Source organism: Arthrobacter sp. 05T444 (assembly GCF_056395905.1).
The window spans coordinates 1-17,736 of record NZ_JBFTKK010000010.1; the positions used below are offsets into that span (position 1 = coordinate 1).

Genomic DNA, 17,736 nt, shown 5'->3' on the forward strand with positions numbered 1-17,736 from the left:
CATGTTCGTGGACAGCGGCTGGCCGGTGATGGGGAAGTTCTCCACGGCCCGGAGCGTGTGCACACCCCAGTACGCGGCGGCCGGAACGTCCCGGTCGCCCAGGAGATCATGCTCGGAACGGACGTCCGGAGCGGTATTGGTGATGGTCATGATGGGTCCTCACGGCTTCATTGACGGGATTGGACAGAAGTTATTGGTCTGCGGTGGAAGTTATTGGTCTGCGGTGGAAATCAGTGGTCTGTGGGGCCTGGGTGATGGCCGCCGCCCAGGACGCCGAACAGCGGTGCGCCGCATCATGGAGTAGCCGGGCATGCGCCACCGTCAGCAGCTGTTCAGGCAGCAGCGTCCCGGCAAGGTGGCCCGGCAAAGTGGTCCGGGCGGGGCGGATCAAGAACGTAGTTCAAGCAAGGCGGTCCAGACAACAGTGGTTGAGGCAACGCGGAGGCAGAAGGATTCAGCCGTCTCGATGGTTATTTCTCGCCGCCGGGGACGATGCTGACCAGAGCGCACTCCACCCCGTGGAGGTGCCTTGTCATTGCCCGGGACGCTTCCTGTGCGGATCCCCGCTCAATGGCATTGAAGATGCGCGTGTGTTCGGCGTCAGATGCCTTGCGCCGGTCAGCTACCAGGTTGAGGGTGTTCGACTGGTCCGCCATGGCCTCGCGGATGTCTGACAACACGCCTGCAAAGACGCCGTTGCCGCTGCACCGGGCTATGGTGGCGTGGAACTCGGCGTTCAGAAGCACCCAGTGCTGGAGGTCGTCCTCGTCCGCCATCGCATCAAGGATTTCGCGCAGTGCCTCCACATCCTCGGGAGTCCGGCGTTCGGCAGCCAGGGCAGCGGCCGGCACCTCGATGTGAGGGCGCGCCTCCACGAGGTCACGTGCCGAATACTTGCCGAGCTTGAGGTCCTGGGCAACGCGGTCGGCGATGACGAACGTGCCTTTTCCCGTGTACGTTGCCGTCAGCCCGAGTGCGTTGCACGAACGAAGTGCTTCACGGACCATGGACCGGCTCACGCCGTACTGCTGTGCCAGGGATGCCTCGGAATCCAGCCTGGCGCCGACGGGGATCTTGCCGCCTTCGATGGCGTTTCGGAGGGAGGTGAACACGGCTTCGGCGGCGCCGACCCGGATCACCTTGTCTTGTCCAACTGTCCAGCTGTCCAACAGGTTGCTCATGCAAGAAATATGGCACGGGTCACGTCTCCCTGTCAACGTGTGACGGCGCGCCCTGTCGTCGATTTCCTAGGCCCTGGCCAGCATCCGGAGTTTATCGAAGCTCTCGGTCCAGCCGTCCCGGTGCAGGGTAAGGCGCTCCTCCGTCGCGAACCCAGTCTGCGAGAGCGTGAGAAGCGTGGCGTTACCTGCGGTCTCAAGGGACAGTGTGACGACGGTTTCACGGTCGTCCGGAGTGGGTTCTTCCCAATGGAACGTATAGACGAGTCGATTCGGCGGGTCGATCTCGAAAAACTCGCCGGCCAGGTGGAACAGATCGCCGTCCGGCGGTTGCATCGACAGGCGGTAAGCGCCGCCCTCGCGGAGGTTGACTTCCGCTTCAGGCGTCGTGAAGCCGCGCGGCCCCCACCATTTCACCAGTTCCGGCGGTTCGGTCAGCAGGCTGAAGATGCGCTCACGGGGCGCATCGAGAGTACATTCCAAGGTCAGAACCAGTCCGCCTGGCTGTTCAGTCATGTTCCGACTCTGGCACCGGACGGTCCCGGGAGTAAGTGGCCTTCCCCTTCCTGATTCGGCGGGGCTGGCCGTCACTTCGCGACTGTCAGCAGCTTGCCCTCCTGGACGGCCTGCCGGGACAGCGTCTTGTAGCCTTCCTGCTCGAACAGCACGGTGATCACGTCCTCCTCGTGCCGCATCACCAGGCCCGGCCCCCACTCCTTGTGAACAACAGAGGCCTGGAGCGGGAACGGTTCCCCGCCCGCGGCGGCCGCGGCGCCGTCGTCGTAATCCTCCTCGTAGGCGGAGCCGTCGGCGCAGTTGTCGCAGTTGCCGCAGGGCTCGGGGAGGTCCTCGCCGAAGTAGCCCAGCAGGAACTGGCGCCGGCAGGAGTCAGTCTCGGCATAGCCGCGCATCATCTCGATGCGCGAGCGGTCCACGCGCTGGCGCGCTTCGGCGAGTTCGACGGCGCGCTCCACCACCGCGGGCAGCTTGGCGCCGGATTCCAGCCGGATGCCGCGCTTGCCGGTCTTCACGGCGCGCGTCTCCTGCAGCTGGTTCAGCAATCCGGTGAGCTTCCGCGGGGAAAAGCCGGTCTGCTCGGCAAGGACTTTCTGCTTCAACGGTCCGTCAGCGGCGCGCAGGACAACAAGAACAGCCATGAGCGATTCCTCGTCCGGAGTGTGCGTGCCGAAGAATTTGCGCAGGCCCAAGTCTTCGAGCCGGTAGTGCAGGACGGCGGCGGCCGGTTCGCCGTCGCGCCCCGAGCGGCCGATCTCCTGGTAGTAGCTGTCCAGGGAATCGGGGATGTCGGCGTGGATGACGAAGCGGACGTTGGGCTTGTCGATGCCCATGCCGAACGCGGTGGTGGCCACCACGAGGTCGAGCCCGTCGTCGAGGAACTGCTCGTGGGCGCGGTCCCGCTCACTCTGTTTCCGCCCGGCGTGGTAGGCCTCTGCGCGCAGCCCGCGCTCGGTGAGCTCAGCGGCGTACGCCTCGGTGTCCTTGCGGGTGGCGGCGTAGAGCAGGCCCGGACCCTTGAGTTCAGCCACCTGCTCCACCACGGCGCGGCGCTTGTCCCGGTCCTCAAGGTGGCGGACCACGTCGAGCCGGATGTTGGGCCGGTCGAAGCCGTGGACCAGGACCAGCGCGTCCTTCATGCGCAGGCGCTGCTGGATTTCGTCGCGGACCGGGGGAGAGGCGGTGGCGGTGAGGCCGACGACGGGCGGGTTGCCCAGCTGCCCACGGACCTCGCCGAGTCGGAGGTAGTCGGGGCGGAAATCGTGGCCCCAGGACGAGACGCAGTGGGCCTCGTCCACCACGAACAGCGAGACGTTCAGGGCGGCGAGGCGCTCCACGGTTTCGGTCTTGGCCAGCTGCTCGGGGGCGAGGAAGAGGAAGACGGCGTCGCCGCGTTCGGCGGCTTCCCAGGCGCCGTTCACTTCGGAATCGCTGCGGCCCGAGTTGATGGCGACGGCGGCGTCCCCGCCGAGGTCCTCCAGCAGGCCGTCCAGCTGGTCCTCCTGCAGCGCGATCAGCGGGGAAACGACGACGGCGGGACCGCCTGCGGGGGCATCCGGGCTTCCGCTGTGGCCGGCTCGGTTTTGGTGCAGGTGCAGCGCGGCCACCTGGTAGATGGCCGACTTTCCGTAGCCGGTGGGCATCACGGCGAGGACGTCGCGGCCGGCGGCGAGCGCGCGCATCCCGGCGAGCTGGCCTTCGCGGAGGTGGGGGAGTCCGAAGGTTCCGGCAGCGAGCTGGCGGAGGCCGGCGTCGTAATCGGTGGTGTTTTCGGTGGGGGTGGCGTTGGTGTCACTGGCGTGGGTGTCACTGGCGGCGAGGGCCTCGGTCATGGTGGCAGCTCCGTGGGTGCGATCCATTGGCCGGGTGTCTTCAGCCGTGGAATCTACCCTAGTCCCAGGTTCGCCGGGCGTCATGTCGGTCCCAGCTCCGGCCGGCACCTCCCTGCCGGTCGCAGTTCATCGGTTCGAGGGTCAGCGGTCAGAGGGGCCGTGGGCTTCGGACTGGGGCGGGGAACCGCCTGGGGGCGTGAACTCTTACGGTGGCCTGGGCGGGCCTGGAGCGATTGCCCATTTCCCTGCGCCCCGCCGGTGGGTACGGTTGCCCCATGCAGAAGATTTCGATTGACGCACTGGCCACGCAGCAGCTCGAGGCTGCAGTTTCGGCCGGCAGCGGGCGGGCTGCCGACACCGTGTTCGGCGGGCACGAGAAGGTGATGCGCCAAACGGTCATGGCGCTCAAGGCGGGGACGAGTCTCAGTGAGCACCAGAACCCCGGCGAGGCAACCATTTTTGTCCTCCGCGGCTCGCTTTGGCTGCGGTCCGGCGGCGAATCCTGGCAGGGCAAAACAGGTGATTTGCTGATCATTCCGGACGGGCTGCACAGCCTGGACGCAGAGGAAGATTCAGCCTTTTTGATGACGGTGGCGAAGATCAGGCAGTAGGCACTGGTGACGTTGGCCGCACCGGCGTGGACAGTGCTGTTTGGACTGTCCGGGCACGTGTAATATCCCTTCAGGGGGCGGAGACGCCGGAGCGTCAAACTGGGGGATATCAGCGCATGTGCAAGCGATAAAGCCGTGTGAAATCAGCCGTGAAAACACTCAAGTGGGATCACTCGTGTCACTTCCGGTGAACTCACCCCTGTGACTCACTGCGCCGTCCTGACTCAATGCGACGTCCGGAACCAGCCAGCCCTCAAAAGCTGAGAGTCCGGACAGTCCCCAGCGCTACCTGCAACCTCCCCTTCCCGCCGAGCCGATGGTCCGCCAAACGGCTCAGCAGCCACCCGCGGTACTCGCCGCAAACCCATCACCCCGCCCAAATCGGTGACCCCTGCCGTCGCCAGCCCGAAAGGACAGCCATGAGCCAGCCCGGCCAGACCCCGCCTCCACCTCCGCCGGCGCCCGACTACACCACCTATGGTGCGCCGGGGTTTTTTGAAGGCCAGCAGAGCCCCGGCGGGTTTGGGCAGGGGCAGTACGCGGGCAAGCAGTATGCTCCGCAGTTCGGGGCGGCTCCGGAGAAGTTCTTCGTCACCACCTGGCTGCTGTCGCTGTTCCTCGGCGGCCTGGGCGTGGACCGCTTCTACCTTGGCAAGATCGGTACAGGCACTGCCAAGCTGCTGACTGCCGGCGGCTTGGGCTTCTGGACCCTCATTGACCTGATCCTCATCCTGGCGGGGAAGCAGCGGGACAAGGCCGGCCGGCCGTTGGCTGGCTATGCGCAGCACAGGGTGGTGGCGATTGCCGTCTCCGCGGTGCTTGTGGTGGGCGGCAGCCTCGTGGGTGCCGTCATCGGGGCCGGCGCGGCACTGGCCATCAACAGCGCCGGCACGTCGCCGATCGTCTCGGCTGCGCCTCTCACGGACGAGTCCGCGGCTCCGTCTCCTTCCGCGTCGGCTGGGGCATCCGAGGAAGCTGTTGCCGGCGATGACCGTCCCCGTCTGATTGCGCAGTCCTTCGCGGGAACCGGCGACGACGTCAAGACTGTGGACCTGAAGGGGATACCGGCGCTGGTGACCTTCACCTGCAAGGCGTGCTCGGGCAACACGGTTCTGGAGACGAACGGGGCCGAAATCATGCTCGTGAACACCGTCGGCGGCTACACCGGCTCCCACCTTGTGGACACCAGCACCGGTTCCGCAACCTCCGAGTTCGCCATCAGCGCCGACGCAGCCTGGACCCTGAAGGTGGAGGATGTGGACGCCGTCCCCACGGCCACCGGCAAGGCAAGCGGGCACGGTGACAAAGTCATCTACTGGGACGCGCCCACCGACAAGGCTGCCATTACCAACAAGGGCGAAGGTCAGTTTCTGGTGGAGGGCTTCGGTGCCGACGCTCCGGAACTGCCGGTCGACGAGGATGGCACCTACAGCGGCACGGTCCAGCTGACGCCCGGCTTCGTGCAGATCAAGTCCGAGGGTGACTGGACGATTACGGCGAAGTAGCGCCTCTGAGCGGCCTCCGCCAGGGTGGATGCCCTGACCTTAACGACGAATGGCCCCGACAGACCTCTGAGTCTGCCGGGGCCATTTTGCATGTCGGAGTCGCAGGCCATCGCCTTTATCGACCGTCAGCAGGCACATTCAACCTGCCAAAACCGCTCTTTCCCTTTATCCGTCACGAGCGCAAAATTAGCCACAACGGCTCCTAAGGTCGGCGAAAACCATGAGCAGAGAACTTTCGAATGCAGCTGCTTCGATACCTGTGGCAGTATCAGAAACCTTCCTCGATCGACACCGGCTGCGAAAAGCCAGGGCCTTACTCCTAGGCATGTTGCTGTCACTTGCCGTGCTATTCGTCCCTGCCGGACCAGGGTTCGTCGTGGGCCGGGCGGACGCAGCAGGTGAGACGGCGGGCGCAATCGCCGCACCAGCGCAGCCCCTTCAAGACGCGTGCAAAAAGGCCCAGGAGCTCACGAGCAACAAGAGACCCGCGGATGCGCTGGCGCTTATCGACAAGATTCGCGGGCCAGTGCCTCAACAGGCCCAGACCATGAGCACGGCGTGCGAGGAACAACGGCTCAACGCCATCCTGAAGGCCCAGCAGATGGCAGACGAGCCCCAGAAACCCGAGACCAACCCTGCGAAGCAGGCGGCCAATGACTGGGACCGCTTTGTGAAGAACGTTGCTACCCCGTTGTCAGGTGCGGGGCTGGCGTTGCTTGGCCTTGTGGTTTTCTTTCTGCTCATCGGGAGGCTTCTCGCCTTTGTCCCGAAGATGCCTTTTTTCAAAGTTACTTCTGTGCTGCGGGCAGTGCTGCTATTTGCCGGTCTGGGACTGATATTCGGGGGTTCCTATTGGATAGTTTCCGTGCTGGCGGCGCTGAAAGCAGAGAGTTTAGACGCAGGCACCTTCTGGGCGCTCGCCGGCGTGTGCCTGGTCCCTTTCGCCGGTGCAGCGTCCCTGGCCTTCTATCTCAGCAGCAGGCTTCGCATCTCGCTGGAGGTTCGCGGCGACGACGACGAGCCAAGCAAAGCTGACGCCTCTTATGTTGCCGCACTCCTCGACGAACTTGGCGCCGCACCTCCGCGCGGAATCGAGGTCCCTCAGGGCACAGATGTGTCGGCACTGGGAGACAGCGCCCTCACCGTCGCACTCAGCAACAAGGTTCTGGCGGCGGCCCAAAAGATACTGACTTCAATATTTGGTGTCACGCCGTGGAACGTGGTGGTTTCGCCTGCCAACGAGAATTCGATAACGGTTGCCATGACGCGCAACAGTTGGGCGGTGGCCGCGGCCACCATAGACCGGACGGCACTTGGCCTGCCGGGGAAGGCGGGGGGAGGAGCGGCGCCGGCCGGAAAGGGATCGCAGGCGAAACCGGGCTCTGGAACAGCGTCGGAGCTGCACAAAATGGCTGCCGCCTTCGTGCTCGTCACGCTGGCAGGCAAGCACCACGGATTCGAGGGATTGTGCGGTGCGACGGACTGGCGGAGTCTCGGTTTGCATGACATAGCGACCACGGAGGAATGGGCAGCAGGGGATCCTGGGAGGACGCTCTTGGGTAAGGCCATTGATTTGGACCCGGAGAACATGCTGGCAGAAATAGCGCTGCAAAACCGAATGTACCGGCACGCTACTGACTCACAAACATTCAAGAAGTATGCGGATTGGCTGTCCCACAAGGCCAAAGCGATGAGAAACGACATGGACGCCGAGACCAAGTCGGCGGCGGGCTACACGTGTCTGCTGTACCGGATTGAAATGACCTTCCTGAGCGCAGTTCTCAACTTGCCCGTGACGGACGAATTCAAGGCGCTACGTTCACAAGCCCGGGCACGTGCCCATGATCTGCTGAACTCGCTCGAGCCCGGCAGGCGCGTTCGCGTCCCCGGACCACTGGCTCACGGCATGCGCCTGCATGCTGCACTCGCTTACCACGACCTTTTCGGAGCCGGCAGCGGCGTAGCATCCGACGCGGAAGCCGACGCGGGCGCCAAAGCCTGGGAGAAAATAGCAAGCCCGTCCACTGGCCACCCGCTCCCGTACTTCGTCACTTGGTACAACGAGGCATGCGCCTCACTCGCGCCCGGCGCGGCTTACGCTGCCGCCTGCAGCATTGCCAGGAAGGGCGGACTGGCTAGCGAAGCCGAAGTCACGGAGAAGCTGAGGTATGCCTTTACGATCCCGGGACTCAAGGTATGGGCGCGGCAGGATCCCGAGCTGAAGGACCTCCGTTCCAGCCCGGCCTTTCTTCAGTTTCTGGGCGTGACGGCCCGGCAGGACTTCTGGAAGCTGGAGGCATTCGCGCCCTATGAGAAGCAGCTCCGGGAAGCAGGCCTAGCAAAGCCCGGTGACCTGCACCAGAAGGAAGTGGGGCAGAGTGACATCAGCGCCTACCTTCAGGTAAGCCCCTTGGTCCTCAAACGGCTGTGCAGGCTGGCGGCGCTTGTGCGCCGGGCGGAAGCCGTGCCAGGCAGCGGAGATGCCTGGCACATCTACCCGTTCCGGGTGGAAGTGGTGGGCGCGCTGGTGCACGCAGGGATTGAATCGCCGAAGACCATCCAGGATCCATGGATAGCGGAGAATGCCTCGGACGCGGCTGGCTCCGGCGACCCGGGCCCGTTCATCACAGGGCTAAGGGAAGGCATCAAACAGCGGGTCCTGATGGCACCGGACGCCAGCCAGCTGAAGGCGTGGCTGCGCCAGCTGAAGGAGACACCTGAGGACTACGCTGGCCAATATGAAGCAGACTGACGCTACCGCCGCTACGGACGTCGCCGCCGTCGTACCTTCCGCTGAAGAGTCCGGCACGGTGCATAACGCCGCACAGCAGAAGGTGCTGGAAAGGTTGTCCGCAGCGGGGATCAGCGCCGACAGTTCGCCGCGCCGCCTGGCCGAGTACGCGTACGACGCCTCCAACTACCGGGTGCCGCCGCTGGCCGTGGTGTTCCCGCGGTCCGTGGAGGACGTGGAGGCAGCGCTCGCGGTGTGCCGGGAGACCGGGACCCCGCTCATCAGCCGCGGCGGCGGAACGTCGATGGCGGGCAACGCCATCGGGCCCGGCGTGGTGCTGGACTTCTCCCGGCACATGCACCGGATCCACGGGATCGACGAGGCGGCGGGCACCGTGGCCGTGGATCCCGGCGTGGTGCTCGCCGTGCTTTCGCGCGAGGTGGAGAAAGCCACCGGCAACCGGTTCACCTTCGCCCCGGACCCGTCGTCGAAGAACCGCGCCACCGTGGGCGGCTCGCTGGGCAACGACGCGTGCGGGAACCACTCCGTCCGCTACGGCCGCACATCGGACCACGTGGTGGAGCTCGACGTCGTCACTTCCGACGGCGCCCGGCTCACCGCCACCGCCACGGGCCTGCGCGCCACGGACGCGGCGGACAAAGTTGCGGCGACGCGCGCCGCCGCCCTGACCGACTCGCTTCAGGAGCTGGCGCACAACAATATGGCCGACTTCCGCGTGGAGCTGGGCCGGATCCAGCGGCAGGTCTCGGGTTACCACCTGGACAATCTGCTGCCGGAGAAGGGCTTCAACGTGGCCCGTGCCCTGGTGGGCTCCGAGGGCACGTGCGTGATCGTCACCGGAGCCCGGATGAAGCTGGTGCCCAAGCCGGCCAGTGCCCTGCTGGTGTGCCTCGGCTACGCGGACGTGGTGGACGCGGCGCGGGACATCGAAACCATCCTCGAATTCTCCCCGGCCGCTGTGGAAGGCATTGACGAGGCGATCGTGGACACCATGCGCTTCCGCCGCGGCGAGGGCGCGGTGCTGGGGCTGCCGGAGGGCAAGGCCTGGCTGTACGTGGACCTCGACGGCGACGACCCCGCCGAAGTCGCGGCCGAGGCCAACAGGCTGCTCGAGCGGCTGCGGCAGAACGGGCGCCTCGTGGCGGGCCGGCCCGTTCCCGACCCAACCCAGCGGGCATCGCTGTGGCGCGTGCGCGAGGACGGCGCCGGGCTGTCGTCCCGTCTTTCCACAGGCGGTGAGTCCTGGCCCGGGTGGGAGGATTCCGCCGTCGCGCCGGAGAACCTGGCCGACTATCTGGCGGACTTTCGCGGACTGCTGGACAGCTACGGCCTGCAGGGCGTCATGTACGGGCACTTCGGCGCCGGTTGCATGCACATCCGCATCACGTACGACCTGCGCGCGGCGGAGGGCCGGGACGTGTTCCGTCGGTTCTCGGCCGACGCCGCGCGGCTGGTGGTGCGGCACGGCGGCTCGCTCTCCGGCGAGCACGGCGACGGCCGGGCCCGGTCGCAGCTGCTGCCGCTCATGTATTCGCCGCGGATGCTGGAGGCGTTTGCCGCCTACCGCAGCCTGTGGGACCCGGCGGGCATCCTGAACCCGGGGTCACTCACGGACCCGGACCCGATGGATGAGAACCTGTCGCTGGACGGCGTGCCGGAGCGGGAGTGGCGTACCAGCTTCGACCTCCGGCCGCTGCACTCCGGCGGCGGGTCGGCTGCGGAGACGGACAACCCGGCGCACGCCGGTGGTAGCGGGATCGACCCGTGGGTCCACGCCGTCCAGGGTTGCATCGGCGTGGGCCGCTGCCGCACGGACGCCGGCGGCGTGATGTGCCCCAGCTACCGGGCCACCCGCGACGAGAAGGACTCCACCCGCGGCCGTTCCCGGGTGCTGCAGGACATGGTCCGCGGGGCGCGCACCGTGGAGGAGGGCTGGAAGTCCGAGGAGGTCCGCGAGGTCCTGGACCTCTGCCTGTCCTGCAAGGCGTGCTCCAGCGACTGCCCCACGGGCGTGGACATGGCCAGCTACAAGTCGGAATTCTTCGACCACTACTACCGGGGCCGGATGCGTCCGATCTCGCACTTCTCCCTGGGCTGGCTGCCTCGCTGGCTGAAGATCACCGGCCGCACGGCGCCGCTGGTCAACGCCGTACTGGCCACGCCGCTGGCGAAGGTGGCAGCCACGCTGGGCGGGATGACCACCGAACGTTCCATGCCACGGTTCGCCGGCGGCAGCGAATGGCGCAAGCAGGTTGCCGCGGCCGGCGTGGTGATGCCGGGCAGGAACGGCAGGAGGCACGACGGCGGGACTCGCCTGAGTGCCGGCGGTGCCGGTGCAGTCAATACAGACGACGGCGTGGTGCTGTTCGTGGACACGTTCACCAGGGGTTTCCGCCCCGAGGTCGCAGGCGCAGCTGCCCGCGTGCTTACCGCCGCGGGGGAGCGGACCGAGTGCTCGGCCGACGCGTGCTGTGGTCTGACCTGGATCTCCACCGGCCAGCTCGACACCGCAAAGAAGCTGCTGGGCAAGGCCGCCGAAGTGCTCGACGACGGCACGGACCGCCCCATTGTGGTGGTGGAGCCCAGCTGTGCGGCCGCGCTGCGCAAGGATCTGCCGGAGTTGGTCCACACGGACCAGGCCAAACGGGTGGCGGCACGGGTGCGGAGCTTCGCTTCGCATGTGGACCAGCTGGCACGGGCCGGCTGGTCGCCGGCGCCGTCCGAACCGCTGCCGGAGCAGGTGGTGCTGCAGACGCACTGCCACGAGTACTCGGTTTTTGGTGCCGGAACACAGCGCGCCGCGCTGACCGCCGTCGGCATCACCGACGTGGTGGACGCCACCGGGTGCTGCGGCGTGGCAGGCAACTTCGGCTTCGAGAAGGAGCATTTCGAAGTGAGCATGCTGGTGGCCGAGCAGGCGCTGGCGCCGGCACTGCGCGAGACCAGCGGGGAGTCCGTGGTGCTGACGGACGGCTTCTCCTGCGCCATGCAGGTCAAGCACCTGGACACCGAGCGGCCCGGACGCCACCTCGCCCAGCTGCTCGACCCCGGCATCGCTGGTTGAGCTTGTCGAAACCCCCGCTGGTTGAGCCTGTCGAAACCGCATAGGTGACGCCCCTGGGCTGGTCGCCGGATCCCTAACGGAGCTCGCGGGCACTCCTCCCGCTGCGTCGCGGTTAGGCGGCGGGGTGGACGTGGACGATGATGACCTGGACGCCCTTGGCCCCGTTGTAGCGGAGGTCGTAGTTCACCTCAAGGCCAGTGGCGAAGCCCGACGTGATGGAAAAGTCGCTCTTACTGGCCGGGTCGCTCTCAGTGGAGCTGATCCAGCCTTCGGCGGATTCCTTGGCGATGCCGTAGCGCTGCACGCCGTCACGGATGAGCTCGTAGAACTCCTCCCTGGATCCCGCTGTGAGGAAGTACGTGACCTCGCTGAAGTCCGCCCGTGTTTCCCCCGAAAGGAAGCGGATCCTGTCCGTCTTTCCGGTGACCTCCCCGGCCGGACCCACGATCGTGAGATCGATCTTACCGGCACCCTTGGTGTTGATCTCGGGCCCGAAATTTTCGCTGACGCCCACGTTGACGGCAGCTTTCTCCAGAGTCCCAGAACTCATGTCCAGCCGGGCGGTCCGGCTCGCCTTGATCTGCTCGACGCCTGCGTCATCGAGCATGGAGAAGGCGCCGGGGGCGAGTGTAGCCGTCGTTGTGGACGTCCTCGGCCCGCTGGTCACGGTGCAGCCGGTCAGGAGCAGGCTGAACGCCAGCAGAGCGGCCGGGACGGGCGCTCTCCCTCGGAGGCCACCAGCCAGATGCTGTCGGCGCCTGAACTTACGCAGTGCGACTACGGCTGCTGCCGCCAGGATTTTGTTCACGATGTTGCTCCACGAGTTCGCTGTGCTTACGGGTGGCGGAAGGCGGATCAGCCCAGCGGGAAGACGCCGATGAACCAGAACAGGGCGACGGCAAAGACGGCGAAGAACAGACTCAGGCAGCCCAGCGCGGTTCTTGTCTGGGAGGAGACATGGAAAGACTCGTTGGGGTCGGCCGGGTTGTAGGCGACCTCCACCGGCGATCCGGGTACCGGCTGCTCCGCAAACGAGATCTCGGATTCTCCTCCGAACGGCCTACCGTGCTCGTCGGTGAACTGGTACGTGGGCCAGAAGCGCCGGTTGGGCGTCATGTTGCCGGTACCGCCGCTCCAGCCGGCGCGGCTGCCGGTCACGGTGGCCTGCACGCGCGGCCAATCGGCTGCCATCTGCTCGTGCTGTCTGTTCTTCCTGACCGCGTGGATGACGGAGTAAATGACGCCGGCAACGAACAGCGCCCAGATGACGTACAGCACGATTTTCAAGTGATCCCCCAAGGCTCACAAAGCAGTATGTCAGCTTGCCCTGCCTTCGGCAGCCTGCCGCGCCAACGGATGCCCGAGCCTGGCCACGGCACAAAGGCCTGGACAGGCCAAGCCGGGATGTCAGGGTTCTGGTCTGGCGGCGAAAGGCGGCGCGGTCTCAAACCATGCTCTGCCATGCCGGTATCGGAATGCGGATCCGGTATAGCCGGCTGGTCGGAGATCGATGATGTCCTGCGCCCCTGCCTCGGGGCGTAGTGGTTTGTCCCACCACGGGCCGAAGATTGCCGGATCGGCTTCACGCACAGGGGTGACTCCTGGGAAGTCCGCGTCGATGCGGCCGCCGTGCTTCCGGACGGGAATACCGGCAAAGGTGTGCCCGGCAAGGCCGTACAGGAGCAACCGTCTGGCATCCGGGTCTGCAGGTTCCGGCAGATCGGAGCCTGCATCCCACAGCCAGGTTTCCTCAGCGAGTGCGGTGAACTCCGTGGGAGTCAGCTCGTTGATCCGGTCGAGGCCATGTATTGGGCAGTAGTCCGCGGCAGGCACTCCTTCGTTCCACATGAGATCGTTCTCCCCATCGGGGAAGGCCCGGCGGAACTCCGCCAAACAGTTGCAGCCGGGCGCTTCAGCGGCCTCCATCGGCACCTGCCCGGCATCGTTTCTTGCGTATGGCCACCATGACGCCACGCCGCGGCCGGAGGGTATTTCCCAGACCAAGCTCCGTCCCACCCGGCCATAGGCGTACGTCCGCCACACCTGACTGACCGCTTCGGCGATGGCGACGATGCTCGCCGCGGTTCCCGCCGCCGCAAAAAAGCTAGACGACGACGCTTCCCCCAGTTCCTCGTAGGTATGGCCAAGCTCCGTGGGCAACACCCCGAAGGCCAGTGCCCAGCCGCCGCACGCCGCAGCCAGAAACAGCGGAAGCCTCAGCAGGCCACGTCGAAGCGCCCGGTTTCCTGCCCGTACGGCGTTAGGGCCCACCGCCGTCGTGCGTCCCGTGAGGGAAGCCTGCGCGAGACGACAGACCGCACGCAACTGATGCCACGGCCGAGCAGCCGCACTGACGGCCCACAGGGCGGCTGCGGCAGCGCCCAGCCACCACACGACCGCTGACGCATAGCCGTCCAGGGTGTGCGGAATGGCAGCAGCCAGCAACACCAAGGGTGCAGCCACCAGTGCGTATCTGCGGAGCAGGAATCCGACGACAGAAAAACTCAAGGCGAGGAGAATGCTCGCCATCCCGAACATGTCGATGGCGCGGTAGGCGCCGGCCCAGGCAGGATCATCAAGGGTTTCCCACCCGCGGTCCACTATGAAGGCCCCGGCCGTCGTCAGCACGCCGATAAGCCACGCGAAAGTACCTTCCCGACGGACATGGGCTCGCCGCGGAAGTGCCGCCCACGCCTCAACACTGGGCCGCACGATGGCGCTGGTCAGTGCCACCTGCCCCTCCTCATCAATAGACACGGAGACGATCATGCCACGCCTGAGGGGTCTGCGATCCTCAGCGCACCCAGCCGTTGATGTGGCGGCGTTGAGGAGACAAGTCGGCGGGCCGCCCCCGAAAGGGGACGACCCGCCGTCGTGCGTTGTGGCTGTAAAAGCTATGCGACAGGCGCGTATGCCTTCGGCAGCTTCAGCCCGCGCTGGTCCATGAGCGCACGCAGGCGGGTGGGGTAGTCGGTGATGATGCCGTCCACGCCGAGGTCCATGAGGCGTGCCATGTCCGCGGTGGTGTTGACGGTCCACGGGATGACGGGCAGGCCGAACTCGTGCGCGTCGGCGATCATCTGCGGGGTGACAGAGCGGAACGTGGGGGAGATGACGTCGTAGCCCTGCGCCTTGGCTGCCTTGGCCAGGGAGCCGTCGTAGTCGTCGATGTCGATGCCGCCGAGCTCGGGCGCGGCGCCGGGCTTGCCCACCTGCAGCCACGCGTCGCCGCTGGAGAGGGCCACGAGGGGAAGCTGCGGGGCGATCTTCTTGGTGTAGTTCAGCGTGGACCAGTCGAACGACTGCACGGTGGTGCGGCCGGACATGCCCGCCATGTAGATCTCGGTGACCACGGCCTTGGTGAGCGCCACCGAGCCTTCGCCGCCGGCCTTGCCGTCCTCCACCTTGGTCTCTACGTTGAAGCGGACCTTCTTGGCGCCGTAGTCGCGCACCAGCTGGAAGACGTCCTTGAGTTCGGCGATCCGGTTGCCCTCGATCACCTGCTGCTCCGGGTAGCCGGCCAGCTGCTTGAAACCGCAGTTCAGCGTCTTGATCTGGGCCAGCGACAGCTCGGCCACACGGTCGCCGACATACGGGAACTCGGCATCGCCCGGGGTGGCCGGCGCGGTGTCCGCGCACTTGTCCGCCTGGATGGTGTCGTCGTGCCAGACGATCACCTTGCCGTCGTCGGTTAGGTGGGTGTCCAGCTCCAGCGTGCTCACACCCAGCTTTAGCGAGTTGGCGAACGCGGCCAGGGATTCCTCGGTCCACTCGCCGCGGCCCCCGCGGTGGGCCTGCAGGTCAAAGGAGCCGTTGCGCTCCGTGGTCTTGATAGGGGCGGCGGTGCCTGCAGCGTTCGACGACGGCGTGCCGGCGTCGGCGTTCGGGGCGGCGACGGCGGGGCTCGCCAGCGAGGTGAAGAGGGCGACGGCGGCCGCTGCGGTCAGGACTGTGCGCATGGTGATGGTTCCTCCTGGAAGACGGTGGCCGGCGCTGAGCCGCCGACCCGTCCACAGTATGGAAGCCACGTGGACGCCTGTGTGCGGGGAGTTGGATTGGAGGTTAACAGGTGTGCTGACCATGCCGGCGGGCTGCCGATGAGGCCGTTGCGAGGGGTTTCGCCGGGCCATTGACTCCCGTATTGAACGGCCTACGATGAGGCGCATCAAGACATTTCAAGGAGGAGATGTGTGATGTCGATCGCTGATGTTGAGCAGGTTGATGACCGCGGGATGGCCGCGTGGGACCAGCATGATGCGGCTGGATTTGCCAGCCTGTTGGCCGAGGATTTTACGTTTTCCGATGTTTCCGCTCCGGAGCCCTTCCGCTCCCGCGACCAGGTGCAGTCCTACATGGAAGCTTGGTTTTCGGCGTTTCCGGACATGCGTTCCAAGACCACCAACAGGGTGGTGAGCGATGACAAGGTGGCTGCGGAAATTGTGTTCACTGGAACTAATACCGGGCCGCTGATGATGGGTGGCCGGGAGATCCCGGCGACCGGCAGAGCAGTAACCGGAACGGGCACGTACTTTGCCACCGTGAAGGACGGCAAGATCGCGACGTTCACTGCCCATCCGGACGTGGCAGCCCTGATGGGTCAGTTGGGCCTGCTGCCCGGGACCTAAGTGCACCCGGGGGGCAGTTTTGAACGGTTTCACGATATGGAGGAGACGAAAATGGCTGACGGGGCTGGACTGATAGAACGTTTTTACAGGGAGATAATCGAGGGCGGAAATCTCAATCTCATTGATGAGCTGGCGACGGACAACTACATCGATCACGAAGAGGCTCTCCCAGGGCAACCGCCGGGCAAGGATGGGGTCCGGTACTTCGTGGACGCGATCCGGACGGCGTTCCCGGATATCAAGGTTAAGACCATCGAGGCTTCCGTGGCCGGCGGAAACATGGAGGCCTGCCACGTAATTCTCACGGGTACGCATCGAGGCGAGATGGCCGGCATGGCAGCAACGGGCAGGAGCGTCGAATTTGGCACCACTGACATAATTCGCGTCGAGGACGGCAAGGTGGCCGAGCACTGGGGAACCACGGACAACTTGAGGCTCATGCAGCAGGTCGGCGCAATCCCTGAATAGTCCCTCACAGTGCGTCCGCGGCGGGACTGCCTTGTGCGGCAGTCTCCGTTGCGGAACGAGCAGGACTCCAGGAACTGAGGAGGGCGAGGCCTGCGGCCTCCGCTGCGCTCAGCACCACAGCACCCAGCCACAGCGAAACCGGCCAGCGGATGGCATCGGTCACCGCGAAGGCGACGAGCTGGCCCGTCCACAGCAGCGCCGCGGTTCCTGCGGTGATCGCGGGCAGCCGCCGGCGAAGCCAGGGTTCTGGCACCCGGGCAAGGAGCAGGTCAGCGACGACGGCGGCCACCGTGGCTCCCACTGCTCCGGCGATCGCAAAGGGGTGCAGGCCCACCATCACCACGGGCAGCCACGCTGCAGCGGCCACCAGCATGGTGACGACCCCGCGGGCAGGGCGCTTCGCCGTGGAGAGCGTGAAGAGGAACGGAGCAATGATCAGTGCCGTGGTCAGCAGGTAACTTGCCAGGGTGATGACCACCGGCATCTCCGACTGGTTGCGTCCGGGGCTGCCGAACGGTGTCGGGGTGAAGAGGGCCGTTGGCCCCGGCCGAACGAAGACGGAGACGTAAATCAGGAAGAACGCCCCCAGCCCGGTCATCAGTACGACGGCGAACAGCGCCGCCGGGGTCCACGCCACGTTCCCGGAGGGGCTGGTCGCCCGGGCGCTCCGGACGCCGGTGCCCAGGATGAGGAAGAGGCTGAAGCCCAGCAGCAGGTGGGTGGGGCTGACCAGGGCATCCAGCGAGACCTCGATGCCCAGGAGCTCGTGCCACAGCAGGTCCAGGCTGCCGGCGACAGCGAAGAGGATGAGCCCCACGACGGTTCCCCGGTAGCCGGCCGGAACAGCCTTCGCGAGAGGCTGCCCGGGCACCCGGTTGCGCCAGATCACGACGGCGGTCCACGCCGCCGTCGCCAGCATGCCGGAGTAGAGGGCTGCGTGCCACGGCGTGAAGAACGTCTCCAGGCTGGGCAGGTTCAGGTGCGCCCATCCGTCAAGGAAGACGGCCAGCAGCAGCCACAGTCCCAGGAGTTCTGTGACGAGGTCGCGGAGTGCGCCCGCTCGTGTGGTGTGCGCCGTATCGAGCATCATTGCCCACTTCCAGAAGCCATCAGGTGAGGGGATGGTACTGCTGCCCCGGTCGGCTCACAAGGCAAGAATGTTCAAGGCCCGCGTCGAGTACTCAC

At 66.1% G+C, this 17,736-nt stretch carries 14 protein-coding genes and 1 pseudogene; 6 read left to right on the forward strand and 9 right to left on the reverse strand.

Features of this window, described 5'->3' with window-relative positions:
- The 4 genes and pseudogenes from aspA to AC1DD3_RS11350 all read right to left on the reverse strand — a co-directional run.
- Window positions 1–150, reverse strand: a pseudogene (aspA, locus tag AC1DD3_RS11335) (aspartate ammonia-lyase); the annotation flags it as partial.
- Window positions 151–470: 320 nt separating this feature from the next.
- Window positions 471–1,181, reverse strand: coding sequence for a FadR/GntR family transcriptional regulator (locus AC1DD3_RS11340; RefSeq protein ID WP_230117436.1), 711 nt, complete (start codon window positions 1,179–1,181; stop codon window positions 471–473).
- Between the two features lie 66 nt (window positions 1,182–1,247).
- On the reverse strand, window positions 1,248–1,694 hold the full coding sequence (locus AC1DD3_RS11345; RefSeq protein WP_476881668.1) for an SRPBCC family protein: 447 nt from the start codon (window positions 1,692–1,694) through the stop codon (window positions 1,248–1,250).
- A gap of 71 nt (window positions 1,695–1,765) precedes the next feature.
- On the reverse strand, window positions 1,766–3,553 hold the full coding sequence (locus AC1DD3_RS11350) for a RecQ family ATP-dependent DNA helicase (protein WP_476881669.1): 1,788 nt from the start codon (window positions 3,551–3,553) through the stop codon (window positions 1,766–1,768).
- A 248-nt stretch (window positions 3,554–3,801) separates the two neighbouring features.
- Here AC1DD3_RS11350 and AC1DD3_RS11355 point away from each other — a divergent pair, with 248 nt between their 5' ends.
- From AC1DD3_RS11355 to AC1DD3_RS11370, 4 genes are all read left to right on the forward strand, one after another.
- A complete protein-coding gene (locus AC1DD3_RS11355) occupies window positions 3,802–4,137 on the forward strand; it encodes a cupin domain-containing protein (protein ID WP_230117433.1) in 336 nt (111 codons plus the stop codon).
- Window positions 4,138–4,556: 419 nt separating this feature from the next.
- A complete protein-coding gene (locus AC1DD3_RS11360; protein WP_476881670.1) occupies window positions 4,557–5,642 on the forward strand; it encodes a TM2 domain-containing protein in 1,086 nt (361 codons plus the stop codon).
- Between the two features lie 325 nt (window positions 5,643–5,967).
- Window positions 5,968–8,394, forward strand: a complete 2,427-nt coding sequence (locus AC1DD3_RS11365) for a hypothetical protein (protein ID WP_230117431.1) — start codon at window positions 5,968–5,970, stop codon at window positions 8,392–8,394.
- A complete protein-coding gene (locus AC1DD3_RS11370) occupies window positions 8,381–11,458 on the forward strand; it encodes an FAD-binding and (Fe-S)-binding domain-containing protein (protein ID WP_476881671.1) in 3,078 nt (1,025 codons plus the stop codon). The genes AC1DD3_RS11365 and AC1DD3_RS11370 overlap by 14 nt, the downstream gene beginning before the upstream one ends.
- 112 nt (window positions 11,459–11,570) lie before the next feature.
- Here the strand turns inward: AC1DD3_RS11370 and AC1DD3_RS11375 are convergent, their stop codons facing one another.
- From AC1DD3_RS11375 to AC1DD3_RS11390, 4 genes are all read right to left on the reverse strand, one after another.
- Entirely contained in the window at window positions 11,571–12,266 is a 696-nt protein-coding gene (locus AC1DD3_RS11375) for a hypothetical protein (protein ID WP_230117428.1), read from the reverse strand.
- A gap of 47 nt (window positions 12,267–12,313) precedes the next feature.
- The gene (locus AC1DD3_RS11380) at window positions 12,314–12,745 is read right to left on the reverse strand and encodes a DUF3592 domain-containing protein (protein ID WP_476881672.1); all 432 of its coding nucleotides are present in this window, start codon (window positions 12,743–12,745) and stop codon (window positions 12,314–12,316) included.
- A gap of 120 nt (window positions 12,746–12,865) precedes the next feature.
- The gene (locus AC1DD3_RS11385) at window positions 12,866–14,215 is read right to left on the reverse strand and encodes a hypothetical protein (protein ID WP_476881673.1); all 1,350 of its coding nucleotides are present in this window, start codon (window positions 14,213–14,215) and stop codon (window positions 12,866–12,868) included.
- Between the two features lie 137 nt (window positions 14,216–14,352).
- Window positions 14,353–15,486, reverse strand: a complete 1,134-nt coding sequence (locus tag AC1DD3_RS11390) for a glycerophosphodiester phosphodiesterase family protein (protein WP_476881674.1) — start codon at window positions 15,484–15,486, stop codon at window positions 14,353–14,355.
- 165 nt (window positions 15,487–15,651) lie between these two features.
- Here AC1DD3_RS11390 and AC1DD3_RS11395 point away from each other — a divergent pair, with 165 nt between their 5' ends.
- Both AC1DD3_RS11395 and AC1DD3_RS11400 read left to right on the forward strand, forming a co-directional pair.
- Window positions 15,652–16,083, forward strand: coding sequence for an ester cyclase (locus AC1DD3_RS11395; RefSeq protein WP_230117424.1), 432 nt, complete (start codon window positions 15,652–15,654; stop codon window positions 16,081–16,083).
- A 51-nt stretch (window positions 16,084–16,134) separates the two neighbouring features.
- Window positions 16,135–16,551, forward strand: coding sequence for an ester cyclase (locus AC1DD3_RS11400; RefSeq protein WP_230117423.1), 417 nt, complete (start codon window positions 16,135–16,137; stop codon window positions 16,549–16,551).
- A gap of 4 nt (window positions 16,552–16,555) precedes the next feature.
- Here the strand turns inward: AC1DD3_RS11400 and AC1DD3_RS11405 are convergent, their stop codons facing one another.
- Window positions 16,556–17,641, reverse strand: a complete 1,086-nt coding sequence (locus AC1DD3_RS11405; RefSeq protein ID WP_230117422.1) for a hypothetical protein — start codon at window positions 17,639–17,641, stop codon at window positions 16,556–16,558.
- Window positions 17,642–17,736: the final 95 nt, after the last annotated feature.

Bases quoted from the DNA above. Each gene is read 5' to 3' on its own strand.
- AC1DD3_RS11340 (WP_230117436.1), bottom strand. From the start codon at position 1,181: ATGAGCAACCTGTTGGACAGCTGGACAGTTGGACAAGACAAGGTGATC.
- AC1DD3_RS11345 (WP_476881668.1), bottom strand. From the start codon at position 1,694: ATGACTGAACAGCCAGGCGGACTGGTTCTGACCTTGGAATGTACTCTC.
- AC1DD3_RS11350 (WP_476881669.1), bottom strand. From the start codon at position 3,553: ATGGATCGCACCCACGGAGCTGCCACCATGACCGAGGCCCTCGCCGCC.
- AC1DD3_RS11355 (WP_230117433.1), top strand. From the start codon at position 3,802: ATGCAGAAGATTTCGATTGACGCACTGGCCACGCAGCAGCTCGAGGCT.
- AC1DD3_RS11360 (WP_476881670.1), top strand. From the start codon at position 4,557: ATGAGCCAGCCCGGCCAGACCCCGCCTCCACCTCCGCCGGCGCCCGAC.
- AC1DD3_RS11365 (WP_230117431.1), top strand. From the start codon at position 5,968: ATGTTGCTGTCACTTGCCGTGCTATTCGTCCCTGCCGGACCAGGGTTC.
- AC1DD3_RS11370 (WP_476881671.1), top strand. From the start codon at position 8,381: ATGAAGCAGACTGACGCTACCGCCGCTACGGACGTCGCCGCCGTCGTA.
- AC1DD3_RS11395 (WP_230117424.1), top strand. From the start codon at position 15,652: ATGTCGATCGCTGATGTTGAGCAGGTTGATGACCGCGGGATGGCCGCG.
- AC1DD3_RS11400 (WP_230117423.1), top strand. From the start codon at position 16,135: ATGGCTGACGGGGCTGGACTGATAGAACGTTTTTACAGGGAGATAATC.
- AC1DD3_RS11405 (WP_230117422.1), bottom strand. From the start codon at position 17,641: ATGATGCTCGATACGGCGCACACCACACGAGCGGGCGCACTCCGCGAC.